Below are 24,535 nucleotides of genomic sequence, written 5' to 3'. Positions count from 1 at the left end.
TGGATACCGGTACCATATAAACCATATTATAAAAAAGTGAAAAAGGGAACCCTGTTAGTCACCGCGTTTATTTTTATTCAAACTTTTTGTTTCGGCAATAATATCTCTGTAAAGAACGATAATGGAGGTAAGTCTATATACCAGACCCGTCTGCAGGATTCGGACGCTGTTTATTTTACCCCCGACAATTTTAAAATCAAGGCCGATGGCAAAACCGATGTTTCAGACGAACTACAGGCGGCCATTACCAAAGTGAAAACTGAGCATAACTTTGGCGTGCTCTTTATCCCCGAAGGAAAATACCTGATCTCCAAAACCATATTTATACCAACTGCTGTAAGGCTGATAGGTTATGGCAAAACCAGGCCGCAGATTATCCTGGCTAAAAACTCGCCCAGTTTTCAAACTGCTGATGAAAGTGATAAAGGCCACGCCAAGTACATGTTTTGGTTTGTGAGTAACCTATCCAAACCCGGCGATGAGGTACATGATGCGGGCGCGTCAACTTTTTATAGCTCGATATCAAACATCAACCTTAAAATAGATGAGGGCAATCCTTACGCGGTTGCTATGCGCACCCATTTTGCACAACATAGTTTTATAGCCCATGTTGATGTAAATATTGGGAAAGGACTGGCGGGTATGTTTGATGTAGGCAATGAGATGGAGGATGTTCGCTTTTTTGGTGGCCAGTATGGTATCTATACCACCAAACCATCACCAGGCTGGCAGTTTATGATGGTGGATACTTATTTTGAAGGTCAGCGTGAGGCTGCCATTCGCACCCAGGAGGCAGGGCTTACCATTGTGCGGATGAATGTTAAGCACGTGCCAACAGTAATCAGCATAAACCCAAACTACCATGAAAAAATATTTATGGAGGATTGCCGTTTTGATGGAGTAAGCGGCCCCGCGATCATCATCAGTAATGAGGACAATGCTTTTAACCAGATTAACCTGCGTAACGTAGTTTGCCGTAATGTACCCGTATTGGCCAGCTATCGTCGTAGCGGCAAAACAACACGTGGAACGGGGAATATCTACGGTGTGAAAAACTTTACTTATGGTTTGCAGATGGATGGCCTTGATACCGATCCGCAATATAAAACCACCAATGAACAAGAACCTTTGACCGCATTGCCAGAGGCCGCCAAAAAGGACATTCCCGATTTTCCGGCGGTTGAAACCTGGGCAAACCTGAAAGCACTTGGCGCTAAAGGTGATGGTGTTAGTGACGATACGCAGGCTATACAGGCAGCTATCGACAAATACGAAACCATATATGTGCCGCAGGGCTGGTATCGCGTTAGTCAAACAATTAAACTAAAGCCCAATACTAAATTGATTGGTTTGAATCCCATTGCCACGCAGTTTTTAATTACTGATAATACACCTGCTTTCGGAGGCTTTGGTGGTCCGGTGGCATTGTTGGAATCATCAAAAGGAGGGAGCAATATATTAAGTGGGATCGGTCTTTGTACTAATGCTGATAACCCGCGTGCTGTAGCTTGCAAATGGATGGCAGGTGCTGGTTCATATATGAACGATGTGAAATTTGTTGGCGGTCATGGCGGTATGCAGCGCGTTGGTACACCAAAAAGTACTGCAGGCGGTGGCGCCTATAACCGGGCTCAAAATGGTATTGACCCATCGTGGGATACACAATACTGGAGCCTTTGGGTTACAGACGGCGGCGGCGGTACTTTTAAAGATATCTGGAGCGCCAATACTTATGCTACAGCCGGTACTTACATTTCCAATACGCAAACTCCGGGTCGCATTTATGCCATGTCGATAGAGCATCATGTGCGCAACGAAGTACGTTTTAGCAACGTTGCCAACTGGAAGGTTTACGCTATGCAACTGGAAGAAGAAAGCCGGGAAAGTACCGAATGCCAGCCAATGGAATTGGAAAATTCAAGTAACATGGTATTTGCCAACCTGTATATGTTCAGGGTGATCAGGGTTAACAAGCCCGTGCCATATTCTATCAGGAAATGGGGAGGTAAAAACATTGAGTTGCTGAATGTGCACAATTACAGCCAGATAAAATATACCACTACTTTGCCGCTATATGACATCAATACCGCTACCGAAGTAAGGCCATGGGAATTTGCACGGCTTTATATTGATGATAAAGCTAACACGGCCGAACAGCAAGGCGGCACTATCAATAAGCTTGCAACAGGTTTTGAATTTGCATCGGCGGTATGTGCCGATAGTAAAGGCAATATTTATTTCAGCGAGCAGCGCATGAAACGGATCTATAAATGGTCGGTTAACGACAGGCAGATCAGTTTGCTGGCTGATTATCCGTGGGAGCCGCTGTCCTTAGCTTGCGACAAAAATGATGACCTGCTTGTAGTTTTTAAATATGTGCCGAAGCCTGGCTACCTTGTAAATGGAAAGCCCGAAAAGTTTGATAATCCTGCCGATGCCGGAGGTACCTCTTTTAGCGGGTGGGGTAATTCGGGTTTTGCAAGCTGGGCTTATAGTATCGACCCTAACAGTCCCGATGAATCCATTCAAAAACTGAAAACTATACCTATGGGGCAGGTAAATCCGGTTTATAAAGCGCTGTACCCGGCACACCGCTGGCGCGATTACCATGATTTTAATACGGTAACAGTAAATAAGCCAACAGAGTGCTTTGTAGCGCTCGATGGGGTTACCATTATCCCGGCAGTGTATGATTTGGCCAGATCAACAGCATTGGCAGCCGCGTATCCCGGAAAGCCATTATACAGCAGTGATGAGTATGACAAACGTACCGTGAGCACAACTGTAAGCAAGGATGGTTATCTTTCTGATTTAAAATATTTTGCCGAAAGGGGAGAGTTTGCCTCTGCAACCGACGATAAAGGAAATGTTTATATAGCCGACGGACAGATTTATGTATACGACAGCGCCGGTAAACAGATCAATGTGATAAAAGTACCCGAGCGGCCAACTGGGTTAGCGTTTGGTAGTGCTGATAATAATACTCTATATATTACGAGCCATAACTCATTGTTTTCCGTAAAAGTTAAATAAAACATCCCTAAATAAAGCCATATGCAACAATTACCAAAGCGCCTGTTGTCCATCGATGTATTGCGTGCTATCACTATGCTGCTGATGATATTTGTTAACGATGCCAGCGGAGTGAAGCATATTCCCGAGTGGATAGACCATGCTAAGGGCTTTGAAGACAGAATGGGTTTTGCCGATACTATTTTTCCGGCGTTTTTGTTCATTGTAGGTTTGTCGTTACCATTTGCCATCAATAACAGGATCAAAAAAGGTGATAGCGGCCGGCAGGTTTTGTTTTACATACTGATAAGGAGTGTTGCATTGCTCATTATGGGTTTTTACCATGTAAACCTTGAAGATTATAATTCATCGGCTGCTATAATTCCGAAAGCAGCATGGGCGCTGGTTATTACAACAGCGTTCTTCCTGATCTGGCTGGATTACCCCGAAACTATGGCAAAGGCCAAAAGATATTCGCTGCAAATGCTGGGGATTATTATGCTGATAGCCATGGCCGTAATTTATAAAGGTGGCGAAGATGGTGAGGTAAGGTGGATGGAACCATCCTGGTGGGGAATATTAGGTTTAATAGGCTGGGCATACCTGGTTTGCGCGCTGATATTTGTCGCGGTTAAAGGAAAATTAAACAGGCTTGTCGTAGCATGGGTAGTACTGATAGCCATTAATATCATTGCCCACTCGGTATTTAAGATAAAAGTAACGCATGATGAAGAAATGGTCACTATCGCCGGTAACAACTTTACCGGAAGCTTTCTTGGCAACGCGATTATCTTTTTAAAACCACTCTGGATAATCCATGATGCCTCAACCATGACTTTAACTATGGGCGGCGTGGTTATCTCTGGCATCTACGCCAGGCTGGTTGAACAGGGTAAAACACAACGGATTTGGGCTACACTGGCTATTATTGGCGTTTTGTTCCTGGTTGTCGGTTTTGCCTTACGACCTTATACCGAAGGGATTTCTAAAATTCGTTCAACACCGGCATGGGTGCTCATTTGCTCGGGCATTACTACGCTGGCGTTTTTAATATTGATATATGTGGTTGATGTTAAAGGGAAAATAAGCGCCTTTAACTGGATCAAACCCGCCGGCACCAGTACGCTCACCTGTTACCTGATCCCGTATTTTCAGGTTTTTATACTGGAGTTATTTCATATTAATTATCCGAGTATTATTAATAATGGATTTCCGGGGTTACTGCGTTCATTCCTGACCGCCGTGGTTATTATTCTATTTGTCGGATTACTTGAAAAGAAAAGATTACGCCTGAAGATTTAAATATTATACATACCTAAATTCTGATGACAAACTTTGCATCATTATTGCGGCCGGGGCAATATAGAAACCGGCTGATGGCTTTCCTATGCCTTATACTTTCGGCAAACCTGGTTTATGCGCAGAAAAACCGGGCTAAAAAGCATGTTATAATCGGTTATGTGAGTGGCTTTCGCGGGTTGATAGATACTAACATGGTTCATCCGGCAAAGCTTACACATATTAATTACGCGTTTGTAAATGTGATCGGGAACCGCGCTTTTCTTACCCATCCCCGAACGGATACCATCAACTTCAGGTATTTGGTTGGATTAAAGAAAAAGAACACCGATTTGAAAGTTTTGATTTCGATAGGCGGGTGGCTGTGGAGCAAAAACTTTTCGGATATGGCGCTCACCGACACTTCGCGTAAAGCTTTTGCTGCAAGTGCCGTTGAATTGGTGCGTAAGTTTAAAATGGATGGTATTGACATCGACTGGGAGTATCCCAATGAATCCGGCGCAGGTAACGTCCATCGCCCGGAGGATAAACAGAACTATACCAGTTTATTCCTGGAACTGAGGACTCAGTTGAACGCGCTTGAAAAAGAAACCGGTAAAAAATTGTTGCTTACAGCAGCCGTAGGTGCCTTCAGGCATTTTGTGCAGAACACAGAAATGGATAAAGTAGGCGCTTGCCTGGATTATATCAACCTCATGACTTACGATTACGGTGCCGATGTAGCGGTACATCATACCGGCTTGTATGCTTCAAAGTATCTTAAGACAGAAAATAATTCGGATAATGGTACCCGGGTTTTTATTGAAGCGGGTGTTCCGCGGAATAAGCTTGTTTTAGGGATGGCTTTTTACAGTCGTTCCACAAGAGTGTCTGACAGTACCAAAACCGGGCTGGGTTCGCGCAATCTCGAAAGGATGCGGGGCGGTGGCTATACTTTCATAAAAGATAGCCTCCTCACCAATAAAGCATTCAAATACTATCGGGATAAAAGTGCTAAGGCGCCGTATTTATATAACCCAACAACCCGCCAGTTTTTATCATTTGACGATGAATGGTCGATTAGAAAGAAATGCCGGTACGTGAAAAAGAACGGCATGGCCGGGGTAATGTTCTGGGAATATGTTGATGATAGGAAAGAATATTTGCTTGACGCCGCTAATAGCCACTTGAATTAAAGTACCCTCGACATATCACAAAAAAAGCAGGCCTCCGGATTACCCTGTGGCCTGCTTTATAAAGTTCAGGTTGGATTATAAATAAATTACCAATTATAGCCGCGTTCCTTAGCGTAATCAGCTATTAAAGCGCCTGCATCGGCATCTAACAAGATCTCACATTTAGGATGCAATTGCACCACCGAGGCCGGGATATCGGTGCTTACAGGCCCTAATATGGCTTGTTTAATGATTTCGGCTTTGTGGCTGCCTTTAGCTATCAGGATAAGTTTGCGGGTATGCATAATGTTTTTAACCCCGCGTGTTAACCCTCCAAGTTCGGTTTCTGGTGGTACCTGGGTTTCACGGCGTACGCGTGCTTCAAAGTCCGGGTCCATTGGTGATACCCAGGTTTCGCTTTCAAATGGCGTTCCGGGCTGATTGATGCCGATATGCCCGTTGCTGCCTATGCCCAGCATCTGCAGATCGGCTCCGCCCCGCTCGGCAAGGCGTTTTTCAAACAGGATGCTCTCCGCCACAAAATCATCAGAAAGGGTAGGCGGCATAATAAAGTTTTCTTCAGGAATCCCCAGCGGGCCGGCAATCTGGTTCAGGATCATGGTATAGCAACTGCCCACGTATTCACGTTCCAGATTGGTAAGTTCATCCACGTTAAACAGGGTAATGTTTGACACATCAAACGGGTATTTAGCGTAGATTTCTGAAACGATACGGTGCATACCAATGGTAGTTTGCCCGGTTGAGAGGCCAATTACCGACGTTCGTTTTTCAAGCATCTGCGCAATGATGCGCCATGCCGCGGTGATATCAAATTCCTGTTCGCTTTTGGTTATAGTTACTTTCATGCGTGATGTTTGTGTTTTTGCTTTAATAATCATTGCCGTTGACTTTAGTCAACGGAATAATGACAAATGATTTAATGGCTTCAGCCGAATTGTCGCCTTGCATTTGGGCTAAAGCCCGCTTACTGTTGCCTTTACCGTTGACTAAAGTCAACAGCAATGAATAGATTAGTTTTTTTGCTTTTTATAGTTCTTTAAGCTGTTTGGTGAAAAAATCATCAATAACAATGGCTGCGCTCACTTCATCTTCGCCATCCATAATTACTGAAATGGTTTCGCCGCCTTTAATGCTCAGCGACAGGATATTAAGCAAGCTGTTCAGTTTAACAATTTTGTCGCCTTTTTTTAAACTTGTCGCCGATTTAAAGCCTTTTACCAGTTTAACAAGCTGTGTTGCCGGGCGGGCATGCATTCCCTGCGCCGATGTGATGATATAATCTTTGGTTATCATTGGGTTATCTCCTTTAAATAAGCAGTAACGTTCTCTGAGCTGTCCATAGCCATTACTTGCTGGCATACCTGCTTAGCTGTTGCTTCGCTGTTATTAATGATAATGTTTTTTATTGCAGGAATAGAGGCAGCACTCATAGAAAACTCTTCCAACCCCATGCCTAATAATAACAGGGTTGCCAGCGGGTCGGAAGCCATTTCGCCGCACATGCCCACGTGGATGTTATGCGCACGGCCTTGTTCAATTACATTTAGAATGAGGCGTAGCACACCTGGATTAAACGGGTCGTACAGGTGGGTGATCTTTTCATTCATCCTGTCCACTGCCAGGGTATACTGGCAAAGGTCATTAGTGCCGATGCTGAAAAAATCCACTTCTTTAGCAAGGATATCCGCTGTAACAGCAGCTGACGGAATCTCGACCATGATCCCAACCTTCACATCATTACTGAATGCGATACCTGCTTCAAGCAGCTCGTTTTTTGCTTTATTTAGGATGAATTTCGCGTCGCGGACCTCTTTTACGTTCGAGATCATCGGGAACATAATACTAACCGATCCAAATGCGGAAGCCCTTAAAATGGCTTTAAGCTGCACAATAAATAAGCCTTCCTGATCGAGCGAAATACGGATAGCACGGTAGCCAAGAAAAGGATTAAGTTCGGTTGGTAAGTTAAAGTATGACAGGTGTTTATCGCCACCTATATCAATGGTTCGTATAACTATGGGTTTGCCTTTTGCCTTTAAAACCGCTTTTTTATAAAACTCAAATTGTTCATCTTCATCGGGGAAGGTATCGCGATCCATAAATAGCATTTCGGTACGGAAAAGGCCAACACCTTCACCGCCGTTGTCATGAACCATAGCCAGGTCATCGGCATCCGAGATATTGGCAAGCAAGGTTACCTGTTTACCATCGGCTGTAATAGCAGGCTTGTCTTTAACCATTTTTAATACCTCTGCCTGTCGCCTAAAAGAGGCGGATTTAGCCGAGTATCTGCTAATGATATCCTCGCCTGGATTGACGTAAACCGAACCACTGAGGCCGTCTAGAATGATAAAGTCGTTATGATTGATAGTCATTAACTCATCGCCGCAGGCTACAACCGCAGGCAGCCCTTTTGATTTGGCTATAATAGCCGCGTGCGAAGTACGGCTGCCCGCTTGTGTTGCAAAACCGGTGACAAGGTTAAGGTCTAACGTGATCGTGTCGGAAGGAGTGAGGTCGTCTGCAATAACAATGGTATCCGGTTCGAACGAACGGTTATTGGTATCGCCTGTACGGTTGATGTATTTGAGGATCCGGTTGCCGATATCCTGAAAATCCGCTGAGCGGGCACGCATATATTCATCGTCCATACTCTCAAACAGGGTGACAATGCCAGCAGTAACTTCTATCATCGCATCATTGGCGGTCTTTTTCTCTTCTTCAATCTTAGCTACCACATCTTCACGGATCTGGGGATCATTGATCAACTCCACCTGTGTTTCCAGTATAGCGATGTCATCATCATTGAGCATCAGTTGTGAGCTGTTTTTGATGGCATCTATCTCGGCAAGCGCATTGACAACTGAAATGTCAAAACGTTCAATTTCCGCTACTATCTCAACCTGGTTTTTTAAAATAATACCGTTGGTAGCAGGAGCGTTTTTTTTGATAACAAACGCCCTTCCTATAGCAATGCCTGGTGAAACTCCAATTCCCTTCATTTATGTTTTTCTTTATGCAAACAGGTGGATAATACTCCCTGCAAAACCAAGCAACAGCAGGCCTAATAACAGGTATGTGGTTTTAATATTCTTTTTAACAAAATAATACACTAAAAAAGTAAGCCCCAACGGTATCATGGCAGGCACTACTTGGTCTAAAATGCTTTGAACGCCCACCGCTGATTTTTCTGTGCCGATATGTAATGGTGTAGTGATGTTCATGAGCGTTGCCGGCATAGCCCCAACAACCATCAATCCTAAAATAGAAGAGCTTTTAGTGAGCCTGTCCATCACATTATTTTTGGCCAGGTTTTGCAAAAAGCGTGTCCCCGCATCGTAACCCACAAAGGTTAGTTTATAGCGTAATAATAAATGCGGTACATTAAATATCAACAGGAATAACAATGGTCCCAGGATATTGCCTTTAATGGCCAGCGATGTTCCGACTCCGGCAGCAATCACTTTAAATGTTCCCCAAAACAAAGAGTCGAATACTCCAGCCAGTGGCCCCATCAGGCCCAGTTTTACCGAATTGATGGATTCCTCGTCGAAATCCCCGTCATTGCTGTTTTGTTCTTCCATAGCTGCTGTGATGCCCATTATTAATGTAGAACCGTATGGACTGGTATTAAAAAACTGCAAATGTCTTTTCAAAGCGGCCGTCATAGCCTCTTTTGTATTGTAAAGCCTTTTCAGGACTGGTATAATAGAAAATGCGAAGCCGGTATTTTGCCATGTTTCAAAATTGAAATTGGCTTCCAACGCCAACGAGCGGAAGAAGAGCATGCGGATATCACGCTTGCTCAGCTTTGGGTTCGGCTTTATTTGCTCTGCCGGTTCCTCATCAGCTCCAAAATCATCGTCGTCATCGACGGCCGGTTTAGGGGCAACCTGTGTTACCAACAAGGCGATAATAACTCCGAAGCCGCCAATCGCTATTACCGGTAATTTCAGATAGGCTGCCAGCATAAAGCCCAGGAAAAAATAGGGGGCCATGTTTTTATTGAACATCAGGTTCATGAGCAGGGCAAAACCTAAAGCGGGCAGCATATTGCCTGCAACCTGTAAGCCTGTTTGCACCCACGCCGGTATCATTTCCAGAAATGTTTTCATAGCGCCGGCACCCAACTGCAGTGCCAGCATAACGATAATGCCCATGAGTAACGGCCGCAATAGTCCTGAAATGATATGCAGGCGTTGAATGCCTTTAAAATCACCATCTTCGGCATATTGATTAAACTTTTTATTAAGCATAGCCCGCAATACAAACAAACCACTGATCACCATTTCGGCCAGTATGGAAACAGGTACTGCTATGGCCAACGCAATTGCGGGGCCTTTGCCCGAGATGATGGCAAACGCCGTACCCAGTACGCCGCCGGTAATTACATCTGGCGGAATGGCGGCCCCAACCTTGATATTACCCATGAATATGAGTTCAAGCGTAGCGCCGATGATCACGCCCTGGGTTACATCGCCAAGCACCAGGCCAACCAACGGGCCAAGCACCAGGGGGCGGCTAAGCTGGGTAGTGCCCAGAAAATCTTCCGAATGTCCAAACATCGCTATCAGCGCGATGAGTAAGTATGATACTGACAAGAGGATTAAGTTGTTGTTTGTGAGTTTGTTAAATATGTTTATTTAAATCAGATTTGCTACAAGCTGTTTATTGTCAGTAGGTACCTGCCGTACTTCCAGCTCAAGGCCTTTTGCCAGCATTTCGCGAATGATGGCTATATCATCATCATTAACTGCTATCGCTTTTGATATCAGCTTTGAGCCATCTTTCGATCTAAGTCCACCGAAGTTTATGGTTGTAATTTCAGGTACTTCGGCTGCGAGGGCCGCGGCATCCTTAACGCTGTTGATCAGTATTAAAACTTTTGCGTTTTTGCTTTTTTCGTCATTCAAAAAAGCGGCCGCCTCTTTTACCGGTTTGATCAGTAGTTTGGTGCCTGTCGGTTTTGCAAGGCCAAGGGTCATCTTCATAAACTCATCCTTGGCTACTTTGTCGTTGGCAATCAGCAGGCAATCGGCACCAAGCGCAGGTGTCCATGTAAAAGCTACCTGACCATGAACCAGTCTGTCGTCAATACGGGTTAGCTTAATCATTTTCTTCCTCCTGGTTTTGGGCGGTTAAAAGTTTATTTACATATACCATTTGTTGCTTAGCGTTTTCAATAGCTTCGGCAATTACTTCTTCTGCGGGAGTGTCCGCATCAGCCAATATAATTTCAATTACCAGCGGAAGATTAAAGCCCGAAACCACATGTACGTTAGGCTGCAGGGCATATTGTAGTATCTGGTTGGTAACACTGCCGCCCATGATGTCAGAAAAAACAATCAATTCATCATTGTCTGCAATTTGATCAACTACCGTTTTAATATCATCTTCTAATGAGCGGTTTTCATCGACATAAGCTTCAATCAAAAAAATGCTATCCGCAGTGCCAGTAATAATATCAAGCGATGATTTTATGCCACCTGCAAGTTTGCCGTGCGTTGCTATCAGAAATTTTCTTGTGCTTCCGGTATTCTCCATCAATAATTAAGGTTTTTATATCCGCGTTTAAGGTCGCGGGGCTTTCATAATTGGTTTATATATGAAAATTAATCTTTTGCAATTATCAGTCAAACTTTATTCAATTGCTATTTTGAAGGCACTACAACACCACTACTGTAGTTTATTGTGCTGATTTCGCGCAATTGATGAAGTTCGAAGGCATATAAGGAAGTTCGATGTCATAAGTTCGAAGTTTTAAGTCAAAAGCCTTTTGACTTCGGACTTTGAACTTATGACTTATCAGTAGTGTTAATGTAGGGGCATGAAAATATCCATCAGCGGCTTTATGTTTTAGCTTTGAAACGGGATGCAAAACGCTTTCCTGTCAACCATTTTATAATTCCTTAACTTTATATATGAACCTAAAAAAGCGTATCGATCTTCTTTCGGCTATATGCAAAAAGTGCTGCCTTGTTTTAGCAGGATTGCCATTTATTGCGCAGGCGCAAAGTATTAAAGTGGTAACCAATCATGTAGGCTACGAGGATAATAAGGCCAAACGCGCCATTATAGTTGCAGATAGTCATCTTGCCTTTACATCATTTAAACTTATTGATGCTGATAAAGGAAATACCGTATTTACCGGGCAAATCAACTACAGCGGCCCGGTGAATCATTGGAAGAACTTTGAATTTTGGACGCTTGATTTCAGCGGTTTTACAAAGCCGGGGACTTACAAAATACAATTCAATTCGCCAAAGGGGATAATTTCGTCTTATCCTTTTATTATAGGCAAGAACGTGCTTGAAAAAGCAACCATATCTGACGTAGTATATTACTTTAAGGGACAGCGAAGCTCCGGCCTGTTAGATAAAGCCGATCATCATTTGGTATTATCAGGAACAACGGACACTGTTGACGCGCACGGCGGTTGGTATGATGCCACCGGCGATTATGGCAAACATCTTTCGCACCTGTCATTCTCTAATTATTTTAATCCGCAGCAAATCTCATTAACGGCTTTTAGTCTGTTCAAAACCTATGAGTTGTTAAGCGCGCGCCCCGGAACTGATTTCAGGCAGTTTAACAGGCGGATTTTAGATGAGGCTATGTATGGCGCTGATTATTTGGTAAGGATGCAGGCGAAAAACGGCTCTTTTTATCGCTCGGTTTCTTCGCCCGGACCGGGGAAGCTACCTAAAGACCGCGTAATTCAGGCGGATGAAGGTAGTTACCGGATCAAGCAAACTAAAGATCAATCGTTCACCAAAACTACAACCGGTAAAAACTGGCGCAGTTACCAGGCCAGTTACCGTTCAGGGGCAGGTATTTCTATCGCCGCGTTGGCAATGGCATCAGCTTACCAAACATCGGGTGAGTTTAGCAATGCAGATTACCTGAAGGCCGCTGAAAATGCCTTTGCCTTTTTGGAAAAGGAAAACCCGCAAATGGACTATGATAAAAAGGAAAATATCCTTGACGATTATTGCGCTTTAAGCGCCGCGACTGAGCTTTATAAGGTAACTCACAAAGAGGTATATAAAACATCAGCCGAAAAACGGGCAAATAATTTGCTCAATCGCCTAACCTCATGGAATAAATATCAAAATTTTTGGCGTGCCGATGATAAAGACCGACCTTTCTTTCACCCTTCGGATGGCGGGTTACCGGTTGTTAGTCTGTTGTATTATTACCCCTATGCTTCTGCAGATCTTCAGGCAAAGATCAAGTCGGCCATAAGGAAATCAATGGAGTTTGAGCTGGCTATCACTCATGAGGTAAATAATCCCTTTGGTTACAGTCGCGAATTGGTGCAGGATACTTTGGGCAACCGCCATAGTGCTTTCTTTTTCCCACATGGCAGTGATGCTTCGCCCTGGTGGCAGGGAGAAAATGCAAGGCTTGGTTCGGTGGCTACTGCCGCGCGGATGGCTGCAAACCTGTTTAAAGATGATAAAGCTTTTCATGACCAGCTTTCAGGTTTTGCCATTGACCAGCTTAACTGGATTTTGGGATTGAACCCATTTGATGCCAGTATGCTGCAGGGTACAGGGCATAACAATCCGGCGTATGGCTTTTTTGGCACGTTTGAATATACCAACGCGCCGGGCGGTATTGTAAATGGCATTACCTCGGGCTTTGATAATGAGGATGATATTGACTTTAATATTCCCTATGCTGTGTCGGGCAAAGACTCGGACTGGCGCTGGGCCGAGCAATGGTTGCCGCACACGGCCTGGTACCTGCTGGCAGTTTCAACAAGCGATTAATTATAAACCATTATACCTAAGTTATGAAGAACTGGAGCTTTCACATAAGTTTTGCCCTTGCGCTGTTACTATGCGTCCCGATATTTTGCTTTGCGGCGGATGAGCACAAAACGCTGGCTATCGGCGCTCAGGCACCTGATTTTAGTTTGCCGGGCATTGATGGTAAAACTTACACCGTGCAATCATTTAAAAATGCCAAAGTGTTGGTTGTGGTTTTTATGTGTAATCATTGCCCAACATCGCAGGCTTACGAAGACAGAGTGGTCAAACTGACCAGCGATTATGCATCAAAGGGTGTTAGTGTTGTGGCTATCAACCCCAATAATCCATCTTCATTGCGTTATGATGAATTGGGATACAGTGATTTAGGTGATTCATTTGAAGAAATGAAAACACGTGCCAAAGATAAAGGCTTTAACTTCCCATACTTGTACGATGGCGAAACTGAAGTGCCCTCCAACAAATATGGTCCCGTTGCTACTCCCCATATTTTTGTGTTTGATAAAGACAGGAAGCTTAGGTACAACGGCCGGATTGATGATATGGAAAATCCTGCCAAAACCCCAAAATCGCAGGATGCACGTAATGCTATCGACGCCGTATTGGAGGGTAAAGATATTGCCGTGCCTGTTACCAAAACTTTTGGTTGCTCGGTTAAATGGGCCGAGAAAAAGGATTGGATAGATAAGGCGCAAATTCAATGGGCAAAAGAACCGGTAAAGATTGATACCATCAGCGCTGCCGGAATCGCAACTGTTGTAAAAAATCATTCGGACAGGTTGAGGATGATCAACCTTTGGGCAACCTGGTGTGGCCCTTGTGTTGCCGAGTTCGATGATCTGGTTACATTAAACAGGCTATACCGCGACAGGGGGCTTGAGTTTGTAAGTATCAGTGCCGATGATCCCGCTAATAAGGATAAAGCCCTCAAATTCTTACAACGTAAGCAATCGTCAGGGACTAATTACATCTATACCGGCGATGATAAATACAAAATGATTGAGGCAGTAGATCCTAAATGGGATGGTGCCTTGCCTTATACCATGCTGATTGATCCGGATGGGAAAGTAGTATATAGTCACCAGGGGGCTATCGATATTGAAGAACTTAAAAAAGTGATCTGGAATAACCCGATGATGGGCCGGATCTACAAATAATTGATACCGATGGGCAAGCTGAAATATATTGTAAGTGCATTAATCCCACTGTTATTGGTAAATATTGCTGTTGCGCAGCCATACAAATTCAAGGCTTTGGTGGTGATTTCCCGTTCTGATGATCACATTAAAATGATGACTGCTGCCAAACCGCTTTTCGAAAAACTGGGTAAGGACAATCAGTTTAAAGTTGATTACACGGACGATTCAAGCAAGATCAACGACGGGAATCTAAAGAACTACCAGGTATTTGTGATGATGCAACTGGCGCCTTTTGATATTTCGAATACTCAGCAGGCCGCGTTACAAAAGTTTGTTGAGCAGGGGAAAGGTTGGGTAGGGATTCATGCCGCCGGTTTAACCGGAACGGAGTTTCTGGCAAAAAATACCAAATACTGGCAATGGTTTGAGGACTTCATGGGAGGCGTGGTCTATTCGCCGCATCCGGCCTATCAAAGAGGAACTGTTATTGTAGAAGACCACCGGCATCCGGCCACTAAAAACTTGCCTGCTAAATTCGAGATTTCCGACGAATGGTACGAGTTTGATAAAAGCCCGCGGCCCAATGTGCGTGTTCTGGCTACCGCCGACGAATTAAGCTTTAAGCAAAATAAACCGATGGGCGATCATCCCATCATCTGGACGAATGAAAAATACCGGCGCATGATTTATATAGGCATCGGGCATGATCCTTCGGTATTCGCCAATCAAAGTTATATAGCACTGCTCAGGGATGCTATCCTTTGGGCGGGATCGAAATAAAATCATCAACCTGTAAACAATCATCATGAAAAAAATAGTACTGATATTAAGTTTTTGCTTGTTAACCGTTGTAAGCGCCTGGGCTCAAAAGGTGCCACGCTTTAAGGTGATAGCCCTTTATGAAAACGGCGGCCACCATATTGAGTACTCAAAAGCAGCTAAAGTATGGCTGGACAAGCTGGCTGCCGATAATAATTTTTCTATCGATTATATTCAAACTACTGATACAATTGATAGCGCATTTCTATCTAATTACCAATTGTTTATCCAGCTGGACTACCCGCCCTATGCCTGGAAAGAAAAAGCGGTTAAAGCATTTGAAAAATATATAGATGAAGGTAAGGGAGGCTGGATTGGTTTTCACCATGCAACTCTTTTGGGCGAGTTTGACGGTTACCCAATGTGGAATTGGTTCTGGAATTTTATGGGCGGTATCCGTTTTAAAAATTACATAGCAACCTTTGCCAAAGGCACTGTTAATATTGAGGATAAGAAACACTCCGTAATGAAGGGAGTATCATCGTCATTCCTGGTTCAAAAAGAAGAATGGTATACCTATGATAAAGATCCGCGACCTAATGTGCATGTGCTGGCCTCTGTCGATGAGTCAACTTATGAGCCTAAAGATGGCATTACCATGGGCGATCACCCGGTTGTATGGACTAACCCTGCAAAAAAAGCCCGCAACGTTTATATTTTTATGGGCCATTCGCCGATACTTTTTGAGAGTAAGGATTATACCACGCTTTTTAGCAATGCTATATTCTGGGCAGCTGAAAAATAATATTCAACAAACCTAATTGTATTCACAACCATGATGAAAAAGCTATTGTTCTTGTGCCTTTTACTTATGCCTCTCATGGCTATAGCACAGGGGAATACATCGCCTATTTTGCTGCAAATGCGTAGCGGTAAAGTGTATTTTGATAACGTTTATGCTCTTAGCCCAACCTTTAAAAAGGCCGATCTGTTTAATAAATCTTTAGAATGGTTTAAAAGAAATGAGAATGTAGCAAGCATAACTATAGCCAATGAAAAGAAAGGTGAAATAATGGGCGCCTATGTAACCCGTATCAATATAGGCAACACCGGCAATTATTACCTTGCGAGGTTTGCTGTTAATGTGATTGTTTATGATGCCACTTATGAGGTTAGGATTTTTGATGTTTATGAAAAGCCGATTGAAAAAGGTATCTCAAATGAATATTCAAAGATAGAGTACCGTTGGTGGGATTTCAGGCGGGGCAAGCCCTGGTCGGCAGATGATGAACCATTGTTCAGGGGTATAAGTGCCTCTGTAAATAATGTAATGGATTCGCTTGGTAATGAAATGAATAAATAATCCTGGTAGGTAATTATAATGAAGAAACTAATATATACTACAACGTTTTTGCTATTCATGCTGTTGGCTGTTAAAAACAGTTTTGCACAGCAATCTCAATTTAAAGTACTGGCCTTATACTCCACCAATGTTGAAAGCGATCACGTTGATTTTGCCATGGACGCCATAAAGTTTTATGGCAAAATGGCTAAAGCAAAAGGCTTCGCTTTTGATACCACAAGTAATTGGGGCGAACTGAATGACAAAAAGCTAAAAAATTACCGGGTGGTTATTTGGCTTAATGAGTTTCCACATAACCAGGCGCAAAGAAGCGCGTTTGAAAAGTTTATGGCCAACGGCGGTGCCTGGCTGGGTTTTCATGTGTCTGGCTATAACGATAAGTACACCAAATGGCCCTGGTTTGTTGACTTTTTAGGAGCTACATTCTATAACAACAACTGGCCGCCACTGCCCGCCAAAATGATTGTGGACGATAATACGCACCCGGTTACCAAAAGTCTGGGTAAAAGCTATGTTGCTCCTATAAACGAGTGGTATGGTTGGAAGCCTAATCCGCGGGATAATAAAGATATTAAAGTACTGGTAACACTTGATCCGGCGAATTATCCGCTGGGTAAAAAGGATATCATTCGTAATGGCGATATTCCCGTGGTATGGACTAATACTAAATACAAAATGCTATACATGAACATGGGCCACGGCGATCTGATATTTACCTCGCCCGAGCAAAATCAAATGTTTGAAGATGCTTTGCTATGGTTGGCCGGGAAAAAATAATCTCTTAAGGCATTCCGGATAAATAAAAGCCAGGTTTCTTTAATGCAGCCTGGCTTTTTATTATCATTTAGTCACCTCTATCAAAAAATCATAAAGGTTTGTTTCGGTTGATAGCTGCAACTTTTTACGCACCCTGTACCGGCTGATCTCGACTCCTTTTAATGAGATATTAAGCAACTGGGCAATCTCTTTTGATGACAGGTTTAACCGTAGGTAGGCACATAATTTCAGATCGGTTGAACTTAAGCCAGGAAATTTGGACTTCATGGTGGTCAAGAAGTTATTATGAACCTGGTCAAAATACAGCGCGAAATTGTCCCAGTCGTCATCACTTTTTTCGGTATCGCTCAATAGCTTAAATACACTTCTGAATTGGTATGAAGCATCTGCAATGTTGAGCTTCTTGATAAGTACCATTAACTCATCTTTGATGTTAAGCAGCAATTTTCCCCGGTCAACCATTTGCATGGTTAGCGTGGCCAGCTCCTTGTTTTTATAAGTCAATTCGGCTTCAAGATTTTCGTTTTTAAGGGCTATGATCTCTTTATCGTTGCGGTCAAGTTCAAGGCTGTGCAAATAGCTTAACCTTTTTTGCTCTTCTTCATGACGCTGTTGATGCAGTGCAAAGCGCTTTTGCTGTGTTTTTACACCTAAGTAGATTACGTAAACTATGATCAATAAATAAACAAGATAGGCCCAGATAGTTTGATACCATGCCGGTTCAACAATAAAAGTATAGTTTACCGGTGCCGATGCTGCACCCAGATTATTGCGTGCCTTTACCGAAAAGGTGTATTTGCCATACGGAAGATTAGTATAATCCTTCTCCGTTTTAACCGACCATTGCGACCAATCCTTGTCAAAGCCAATGAGCTTATAGCTAAATTCCTCGTTGCTTTTTTGGGCAAACAGGGTAGAGGTATACTCAAAATGGAAGGAATTCCAGTGGTTGGATAACGATACAACCTGTTGTGTGTTTTGTGCCTGGGCAAGCCGGTTATTTTTAACAAAATACCCTCCAAAAATCAGACTATCTTTTTCGGCTATGGCTTTTACTGTGGTCAGTAATACGTTCAGTTTGTTTTCTGACGATACATACTGGCGGTAATTTAAATGGAATACACCGTTGTTTGAGCCTACAAAGATATTCTCCATATCATGAGGATAAATATATTCGGCCCCCTTTACGGTTTGCCCGGCAAGCTCAGGAAAATAAATTACCTTATAACGCAAATTGGCAGATCTTTTACCAAAGTCAATTACGCCAACGCGCTGGTTACTGATAAACCAGATATTACCTTTGCCATCTTCGGTCAGGAACTCAACTTTATCCCTATTAAATATGGGTTTGTAGAATGCAGACCGTATAAAATCGCCCTCTGTAGTATTGTATTCATAAACACCTTTTTCGGTGGCAGCTATTACTTTATTTTTAATAAAATAAACGTGATTATTCAGTGCCGATGGTAACCCGCTTTTTTGTGTATATTGAGTATAGCCGACTATCTTTTTCCTATCGGGCGACAGTTGTACTTTGAATACGCCGCGGTAAGGATGGGTTGCCCATACAAAGTTCCTGTTATCAAGCGCAAGATTTCCTAACGATTCATAAATGCCATCTAACCGGACTTCAAAACTAAACCCATTATTATTATATTTTAAAAGTTGAAAGCCAGTATAGGTTCCGGCTATAATATCCTGCGAAGCAGGGAAGGCTTTCACCATCCAGGCGCCGGGACCGGGAGTTATCAGTTTGGCCTGGTTATTATCTATTTGTAAAACGCCGTCCTGGTGGCCTGCTAACAGCCGGCCATTGATCTGCGTAAGACTTAGCACCTGGCCTTTGGTGTTTGGTACTTCGGTAAAAGTACCCGTGGCCATACTAATGTCCTTTTGTTGTGCACCTATTGGCACTGCATATAAACCGTTTGATGTGCCGATGAACAGTTTGTTATTAAAAATGCTTACCGCATTGCTTTTTACAAGGTTTTCGCGATTGGGGTAAATGTTTTTAACTGAAGTGTTGTAGTTGATAAAGTCGAGCCCGTTCTCCAGTCCGAGCCATAAATTGCGGTTGTTGTCTAACAAAATGCCATGAACATTATTGTTTTGTAATCCCTGGTTATTGGAGAACTGCTCTATCAGCCTGCCTTTGCAATCGATAATAATTAAGCCTTTTGCCGATGTACCAATAGCGTATCTGTCGGAGCCAATTTTCTGAACAAAGTTTATAAGATCGGTAAGCAAGGTTCCATCAGTGGGCGTGGCTTTTTTAATCAATGACGTGCCCACCATGATGAAAAGGCCATTTTTACGTGTGGTTACCAGTAAGGTATCTTTGCCAAACTCGGTAATACCGGTTATCCTTAAGCCTGCTGTTGGTTGTTGTACACACGCTTGCCAGCGTGAATCTTTAAATGTAACCAGGCCAAGATCTTTATCATGGGCAAATAACCTTCCACCTGCCTGGCTTAGCAGCATCCAGCCACCGGGCGCGTCAAATGTGCGCATAGTATTGTTCTTCAGTTCAAAAATGCACTCTATCGTACGGAAAAACACCTCGTCATTATGAATTACAATGTCCCAGATATCAGCAAATTGCCTTGCCTTTTGTGGTAACAATTGTTTAAGTGAGTGATATTTGAGGATCCCGGCATCATTGGGAAAAAAGTATCCAACCTCGTCCTGTCCGCCAACATAAATGCGGCCCCTTTGATCAATAGCTACAGATTTTATAGCGCTTTTATTGGGCAGCGGATAAATTTTCCAATAACTGCCGTCAAATGTAAGCAGGCCTTCATCGTTAGCAAAATAAAGGATACCGTTCTTGTCCTGTTTTATGTCCCAGATTTCGCTGCCGGCATTATATTCGTTGTGCGTATAGTTTTTAATGGCCGGGGTACCGAGTGTGGTTTGAGCGAAAGATGTGCATAGCAATGCACGCAGAACAATAACAAATAGGAGAGTTTTCTTCATTAACGGTTTTCCTGCAAGGGGGATTAGCCCTGTCAATAATTAGTATAGCCCGGCGAAAGCCAAGCCTTATTAAGAGCCGTAATTTAATCAACATTTTACATATACAGCACGGTTAAATCTTTCAAAAAGGGCTAAAACTGTTTAGTTGCATACATTTTAAACCCGCAATGGATTGTAGTAGTGGTATTGTAGGGGCTGCGTAAATGTTGTTAAAATAACAGTTATGGGGTTTAAATTAGGTTTACGGCCAACAGATTATTTGTTAACAGCCCAAAATATCGCGTTGCGAAAAAGGGTTGTAAACGCGGTATCATCAAAAAGCTGAGGGAAATGGCCCATCGCTATATAAACGTTTCGGGCTTTGAAATGCTCATTAGTCCAGATTACGGGATGGTCGCCCATTTTTACATCTTTGTTAGGCAAGTAAGTAGTTTCGTCAATGCTGGCCAGTACGTGTACATTAGGGCGTGGACTTTTATCATAGATATACCATTCGTCCTCTGTAATGAAAGTTGACGGCAGGTTTTTCATAACCGGGTGTTGCTTATCCTCTACATGAAGCATAGCCGCTGTGCCACCAGGAATGTGTAGTTTAAACTGTATCCCACCCATAAAGCCAGAATACCATTGCCACATTGGGTAGCCGTCAAATACGCCCAAAAGAGTAGGATGATGAAAGCCGACCCAGCCTCCGCGGGCATTTTCAATATAATCTGTAAAGGCTTCCTGGGCTTCCTTTTCCCATGGATAGGGCGGATAATCCAGTTGAATAAACAATTGGTATTGTTTCAGGAACTCCCTGGTAATCTTTTTAGTATCGCTGATGTAATCTATCGTAAAATTGCTATCGGCAGCAAGCTTATCAAGCCATGGTTTAGCCGCAACGTCAAATAGGGCATGCCCTCCGCCAACCTCAGCAATGGCTATAACTTTAAAGCGTGGTTTTGTATTTTGTTGTGCCTTGGCAATGTTGTTAAACATAGCCATGATAAATACGATTGTTAAAAAGGCTATGGTGTTAGATTTTGTTGCTATAGCGCGATCAGGAAGCATCGATTATATTTATTGTTAAGATTCAGATTCCTGCAATGATAAATTAAACTTTCTACTTGAGATCAGTCATGGCAAAAAGTAGAGGTAAAGTAGTGCAGATATATTAATTAAAAGTTGATCCGGCTTATAAAAAGGGTCAATAAAAAATCCCGGTAACAAAATTTATTACCGGGATTTTTTACATGTATTCTTCGTGCAGCGATTATTTTGCCTGTTTTACATCATCATGGTCGGTACCTACAACTACATCATACCATGCTTCAATATCCTTTTCAAAGGCGGCTGTTTTTTCGCGGAAACGTTGCAGTGTATCGCTACCCAATGGTAAGTGTACCGGAGGATTTTCTGCTGCTGCAAGTTTAATGAAAGCTTGTGCCAGTTTTTCCGGATCGCCAGGTTGTTTGTAGCTAAGCTCGGTTGCCAGTGCGCGCATATTACCCACGGTTTCATGATAATCAGCAATTTCATTTGAAGTGCGGATCAATGAGCTTTCATCAAGGAAATTGGTGCGGAAAAAGCCAGGGGCAACAACAGTTGCGTGAATGCCAAGCGGAGCAAGTTCCAGCGCCATAGCTTCGGTAAGTCCTTCAACCGCGAACTTGGTTGAGCCATAAACGCCCCAGCCAAAATAAGCTGCCAGGCCACCGACCGAAGATACATTGATTACATGGCCGGCCCGTTCTTTACGCATGTAAGGTAAAATGGCGCGGGTTACGTTCAATAAGCCAAATACGTTGGTATCGTAGTTCCTTTTTACTTCTTCGGCTGTGGCTTCTTCAACGGCTGATAGTAACCCGAAGCCGGCATTATTTACCAAAACATCAATCCGGCCAAAGTGCTCAACAGCTTTCGCGGCCGCATCTTTTGCCTGCTCTTCATTGGTGATATCCAATGGTACAACAAACAGGTTAGGATCGTTATCAAACTGGGCACTTAATGTCTCGGGGTTTTTACGAACTGTGGCCACCAATTTATCGCCAGATGCTAAAACGGCTTTTGATATTTCTAAACCAAAACCTCTTGAGGCCCCGGTTATAAACCATACTTTTTGAGTTTTCATTTTGTGTTGCTTTTATTTGTTTCTGTTTACACTACAAAGTTGGCAACAAAAGCAGCGGAGGCTTATAGCAAAAGCAAAGTGCTTATTATGAAAATCAAAGAAGTAGTTGAATTATGTGGTAGCCTGGTATGATTTCCTGAATTCGGCAGGCGTTATGCCTGTGTTTTTCTTGAAAAACAGACTAAAGTTAGGCTGCTCGGCAAAGCCAATACTGTAGCCAATATCTTGTAATGTCCAGTCGGTTTGTACTAACAAGGCTTTTGTTTCTTCAAGCAGTCGGTTGCGGATATGCGTACTTACATTTTGCCCTGTGTATTTCTTTAACACCGCATTCAAATGGTTAGGGTGAACCGAAAGATTGGCCGCGAACTCTTTGGCGGTTTTTATTTTTATTGGCGATGTATAATTAATGCCGGATGTTTCCTTCTCCAATAAATGAAAAAACTGGTGGATATAATGATATTCGTCTGATACATTATCAGGTTTTGGGAACTGGGCTACCCGCATACTTTCAACCATCAGTAATTGAATATAAGCCTGCAAGGCGTCATCCTTTAAATGATTGTTGGACAGATCTTCAATCCCCATGCGTTCAAACAAGCTGTTAAGCATCGGCAGGTCGGAGTTCTTTAAACGGATAACGCTTTTTTCTTTCTCGGTAAACAGTCCGTATTTATCAATAGTGGTTTTAAGCTGGGGATGATCATTAATAAAACTTCTTCTAAAAAGCACATAATATCCACCTGATTTATCCGAAAGGTTTTTCCAGGATATGATATCATTTGGATGGATGAAAAGGATAGTAGGCTCCTCAATGTAATAAGTGTTAAGGCCCATGGTAAAAACTCCCGCGCCTTCGGTTATCATTAATACTTTATAAAAGTCTCGCCTGTTAGGTGACAAATAATTGCGGCACTCATGGTGCTTACGATCGAACACTTTGATAGTCCAGTTCTCGAATGATTCTCGTAACACGGGAATCATATCCGGCAGATCGCGCAGGGTATCAATAGTTTTGGCGTCGAGCGTAGTTTGTTTCATGGCGAAGAAGTTTTCACAAATGTAAGCAGCAAATCAGCGTTTGAGATAGGTAGGATGCAGGATCACTATTTAATGACCCTGGTATTAAATACTTCTATGCTTATGCCAACTGCATTACAGCGTAAAGTGCTGCACCAGATATGGCAATCCAAAGCGCTACGCCCTGTAAAAGTGGTTTCAGACCGACTGACGCTAATACCCTGCGTGAAAGTCCTGCGCCTATCAAAAACAAGGTTAGTGTTAGCCCAGCTTTTGCTATGTTGATTATATATGGACTTATCAACCTTACAACAGGCAGGTAGGTGTTAGCTATCATGGCCAGTATAAATAGCCCGATGAAATAGGGGATACTTACTTTTTTTGATTTGTTCTTGAACAAAAAGGTAGATAGAAAAGCTACAGGGATGATCCATAATGCTCTTGCCAGTTTCACTGTAGTTGCTACCTCAAGCGCGTGGGCGCCATATTTGCTCGCAGCACCAACTACCGAGCTGGTATCGTGTATGGCGATGGCGCACCATAAACCAAACTGGGTTTGTGACAGATTTAGATAGTGGCCAATCAGCGGGAAAATAAACAGCGCTATTGAGTTTAATATAAATACGCAGCCCAATGCCACTGAAATTTGTTTTTCTTCGGCTTTAATAACAGGTGATATGGCGGCAATGGCACTCCCGCCGCAAATGGCTGTTCCTGATGAGATCAGAAATGATGTCTTTTTCTCGATGTTTAACCACCTGCCCAGCAGTGTTCCAAATAGCAGCGTCCCGGTTATTGAGGCAATGGTAAACAGTATTCCTTCCTTGCCGGCTTGCAGTGCGCTGTGCACATTCATTCCAAAGCCTAAACCAACTACTGAAACCTGTAATAAAATATGCGTAGCCTTATGGTTTAGATGCAGATAAGGGTGACCAGAACATTGTGCTACTACCAGACCTAATAATAAAGCCACCGCCGGGCTCATAAAAGGCATCAGGCATAGTACTATACAAATAGCGAATATAACCTTGCGGGCATTTTCATTGATGTTTAATAACAGGCCGCCGGTATTGTTTAATTGATGTGGGGTATTCATTTTTCCTTTGTTTTAATGATACAAAGGTGTA

The 24,535-nt window shown here is 43.0% G+C and carries 20 protein-coding genes; 9 read left to right on the top strand and 11 right to left on the bottom strand.

Annotated features, from left to right (window positions below; genetic code table 11):
- The first annotated feature begins 36 nt into the window (after window positions 1-36).
- The 3 genes from DUL71_RS10600 to DUL71_RS10590 are packed head-to-tail and all read left to right on the top strand — an operon-like array spanning window position 37 to window position 5,486.
- Window positions 37-3,033, top strand: coding sequence for a glycosyl hydrolase family 28-related protein (locus DUL71_RS10600; protein ID WP_208645521.1), 2,997 nt, complete (start codon window positions 37-39; stop codon window positions 3,031-3,033).
- Between the two features lie 21 nt (window positions 3,034-3,054).
- Window positions 3,055-4,314, top strand: a complete 1,260-nt coding sequence (locus tag DUL71_RS10595) for a DUF5009 domain-containing protein (protein ID WP_114938049.1) — start codon at window positions 3,055-3,057, stop codon at window positions 4,312-4,314.
- A 23-nt stretch (window positions 4,315-4,337) separates the two neighbouring features.
- Window positions 4,338-5,486, top strand: coding sequence for a glycoside hydrolase family 18 protein (locus tag DUL71_RS10590; RefSeq protein ID WP_114938048.1), 1,149 nt, complete (start codon window positions 4,338-4,340; stop codon window positions 5,484-5,486).
- An 86-nt stretch (window positions 5,487-5,572) separates the two neighbouring features.
- Here the strand turns inward: DUL71_RS10590 and DUL71_RS10585 are convergent, their stop codons facing one another.
- From DUL71_RS10585 to DUL71_RS10560, 6 genes are all read right to left on the bottom strand, one after another.
- Window positions 5,573-6,331, bottom strand: a complete 759-nt coding sequence (locus DUL71_RS10585; RefSeq protein ID WP_114938536.1) for a 6-phosphogluconolactonase — start codon at window positions 6,329-6,331, stop codon at window positions 5,573-5,575.
- Between the two features lie 181 nt (window positions 6,332-6,512).
- Window positions 6,513-6,779: an HPr family phosphocarrier protein gene (locus tag DUL71_RS10580; protein WP_161964412.1), complete on the bottom strand. Its 267-nt coding sequence runs from the start codon at window positions 6,777-6,779 to the stop codon at window positions 6,513-6,515.
- Window positions 6,776-8,488, bottom strand: coding sequence for a phosphoenolpyruvate--protein phosphotransferase (gene ptsP / locus DUL71_RS10575; RefSeq protein ID WP_114938046.1), 1,713 nt, complete (start codon window positions 8,486-8,488; stop codon window positions 6,776-6,778). Before ptsP ends, DUL71_RS10580 begins: the two co-directional genes overlap by 4 nt.
- A 12-nt stretch (window positions 8,489-8,500) precedes the next feature.
- A complete protein-coding gene (locus DUL71_RS10570) occupies window positions 8,501-10,087 on the bottom strand; it encodes a PTS system mannose/fructose/sorbose family transporter subunit IID (RefSeq protein ID WP_154402357.1) in 1,587 nt (528 codons plus the stop codon).
- A gap of 42 nt (window positions 10,088-10,129) precedes the next feature.
- Window positions 10,130-10,600: a PTS sugar transporter subunit IIB gene (locus DUL71_RS10565; protein WP_114938044.1), complete on the bottom strand. Its 471-nt coding sequence runs from the start codon at window positions 10,598-10,600 to the stop codon at window positions 10,130-10,132.
- Window positions 10,593-11,030, bottom strand: coding sequence for a PTS sugar transporter subunit IIA (locus DUL71_RS10560; protein ID WP_114938043.1), 438 nt, complete (start codon window positions 11,028-11,030; stop codon window positions 10,593-10,595). The genes DUL71_RS10565 and DUL71_RS10560 overlap by 8 nt, the downstream gene beginning before the upstream one ends.
- A gap of 377 nt (window positions 11,031-11,407) precedes the next feature.
- On the opposite strand from DUL71_RS10560, the gene DUL71_RS10555 reads away from it, so the two are divergent.
- From DUL71_RS10555 to DUL71_RS10530, 6 genes are all read left to right on the top strand, one after another.
- Window positions 11,408-13,261, top strand: a complete 1,854-nt coding sequence (locus DUL71_RS10555) for a glycoside hydrolase family 9 protein (protein ID WP_114938042.1) — start codon at window positions 11,408-11,410, stop codon at window positions 13,259-13,261.
- Between the two features lie 23 nt (window positions 13,262-13,284).
- The gene (locus DUL71_RS10550; protein ID WP_114938041.1) at window positions 13,285-14,418 is read left to right on the top strand and encodes a redoxin family protein; all 1,134 of its coding nucleotides are present in this window, start codon (window positions 13,285-13,287) and stop codon (window positions 14,416-14,418) included.
- A 9-nt stretch (window positions 14,419-14,427) separates the two neighbouring features.
- On the top strand, window positions 14,428-15,180 hold the full coding sequence (locus tag DUL71_RS10545) for a ThuA domain-containing protein (RefSeq protein WP_114938040.1): 753 nt from the start codon (window positions 14,428-14,430) through the stop codon (window positions 15,178-15,180).
- A gap of 25 nt (window positions 15,181-15,205) precedes the next feature.
- Window positions 15,206-15,964 carry a ThuA domain-containing protein gene (locus DUL71_RS10540; RefSeq protein WP_114938039.1) on the top strand — a complete coding sequence of 253 codons (759 nt, stop codon included), beginning with the start codon at window positions 15,206-15,208 and terminating at the stop codon, window positions 15,962-15,964.
- 75 nt (window positions 15,965-16,039) lie between these two features.
- Entirely contained in the window at window positions 16,040-16,522 is a 483-nt protein-coding gene (locus tag DUL71_RS10535; protein WP_114938038.1) for a DUF4468 domain-containing protein, read from the top strand.
- 18 nt (window positions 16,523-16,540) lie between these two features.
- On the top strand, window positions 16,541-17,299 hold the full coding sequence (locus tag DUL71_RS10530; RefSeq protein ID WP_114938037.1) for a ThuA domain-containing protein: 759 nt from the start codon (window positions 16,541-16,543) through the stop codon (window positions 17,297-17,299).
- Window positions 17,300-17,362: 63 nt separating this feature from the next.
- Here the strand turns inward: DUL71_RS10530 and DUL71_RS10525 are convergent, their stop codons facing one another.
- From DUL71_RS10525 to DUL71_RS10505, 5 genes are all read right to left on the bottom strand, one after another.
- Window positions 17,363-20,275, bottom strand: a complete 2,913-nt coding sequence (locus DUL71_RS10525) for a ligand-binding sensor domain-containing protein (protein WP_114938036.1) — start codon at window positions 20,273-20,275, stop codon at window positions 17,363-17,365.
- Window positions 20,276-20,530: 255 nt separating this feature from the next.
- Window positions 20,531-21,328: a ThuA domain-containing protein gene (locus tag DUL71_RS10520; protein WP_114938035.1), complete on the bottom strand. Its 798-nt coding sequence runs from the start codon at window positions 21,326-21,328 to the stop codon at window positions 20,531-20,533.
- 202 nt (window positions 21,329-21,530) lie between these two features.
- Window positions 21,531-22,388: an oxidoreductase gene (locus DUL71_RS10515; RefSeq protein WP_114938034.1), complete on the bottom strand. Its 858-nt coding sequence runs from the start codon at window positions 22,386-22,388 to the stop codon at window positions 21,531-21,533.
- A 111-nt stretch (window positions 22,389-22,499) separates the two neighbouring features.
- The gene (locus DUL71_RS10510) at window positions 22,500-23,429 is read right to left on the bottom strand and encodes an AraC family transcriptional regulator (protein ID WP_114938033.1); all 930 of its coding nucleotides are present in this window, start codon (window positions 23,427-23,429) and stop codon (window positions 22,500-22,502) included.
- A gap of 100 nt (window positions 23,430-23,529) precedes the next feature.
- Window positions 23,530-24,504 carry a YeiH family protein gene (locus DUL71_RS10505; RefSeq protein ID WP_114938032.1) on the bottom strand — a complete coding sequence of 325 codons (975 nt, stop codon included), beginning with the start codon at window positions 24,502-24,504 and terminating at the stop codon, window positions 23,530-23,532.
- Between the last annotated feature and the right edge of the window lie 31 nt (window positions 24,505-24,535).

The organism is Mucilaginibacter endophyticus (assembly GCF_003351025.1).
Classification (GTDB): domain Bacteria; phylum Bacteroidota; class Bacteroidia; order Sphingobacteriales; family Sphingobacteriaceae; genus Mucilaginibacter; species Mucilaginibacter endophyticus.
This window is presented reverse-complemented; position numbering and strand designations above follow the sequence as displayed.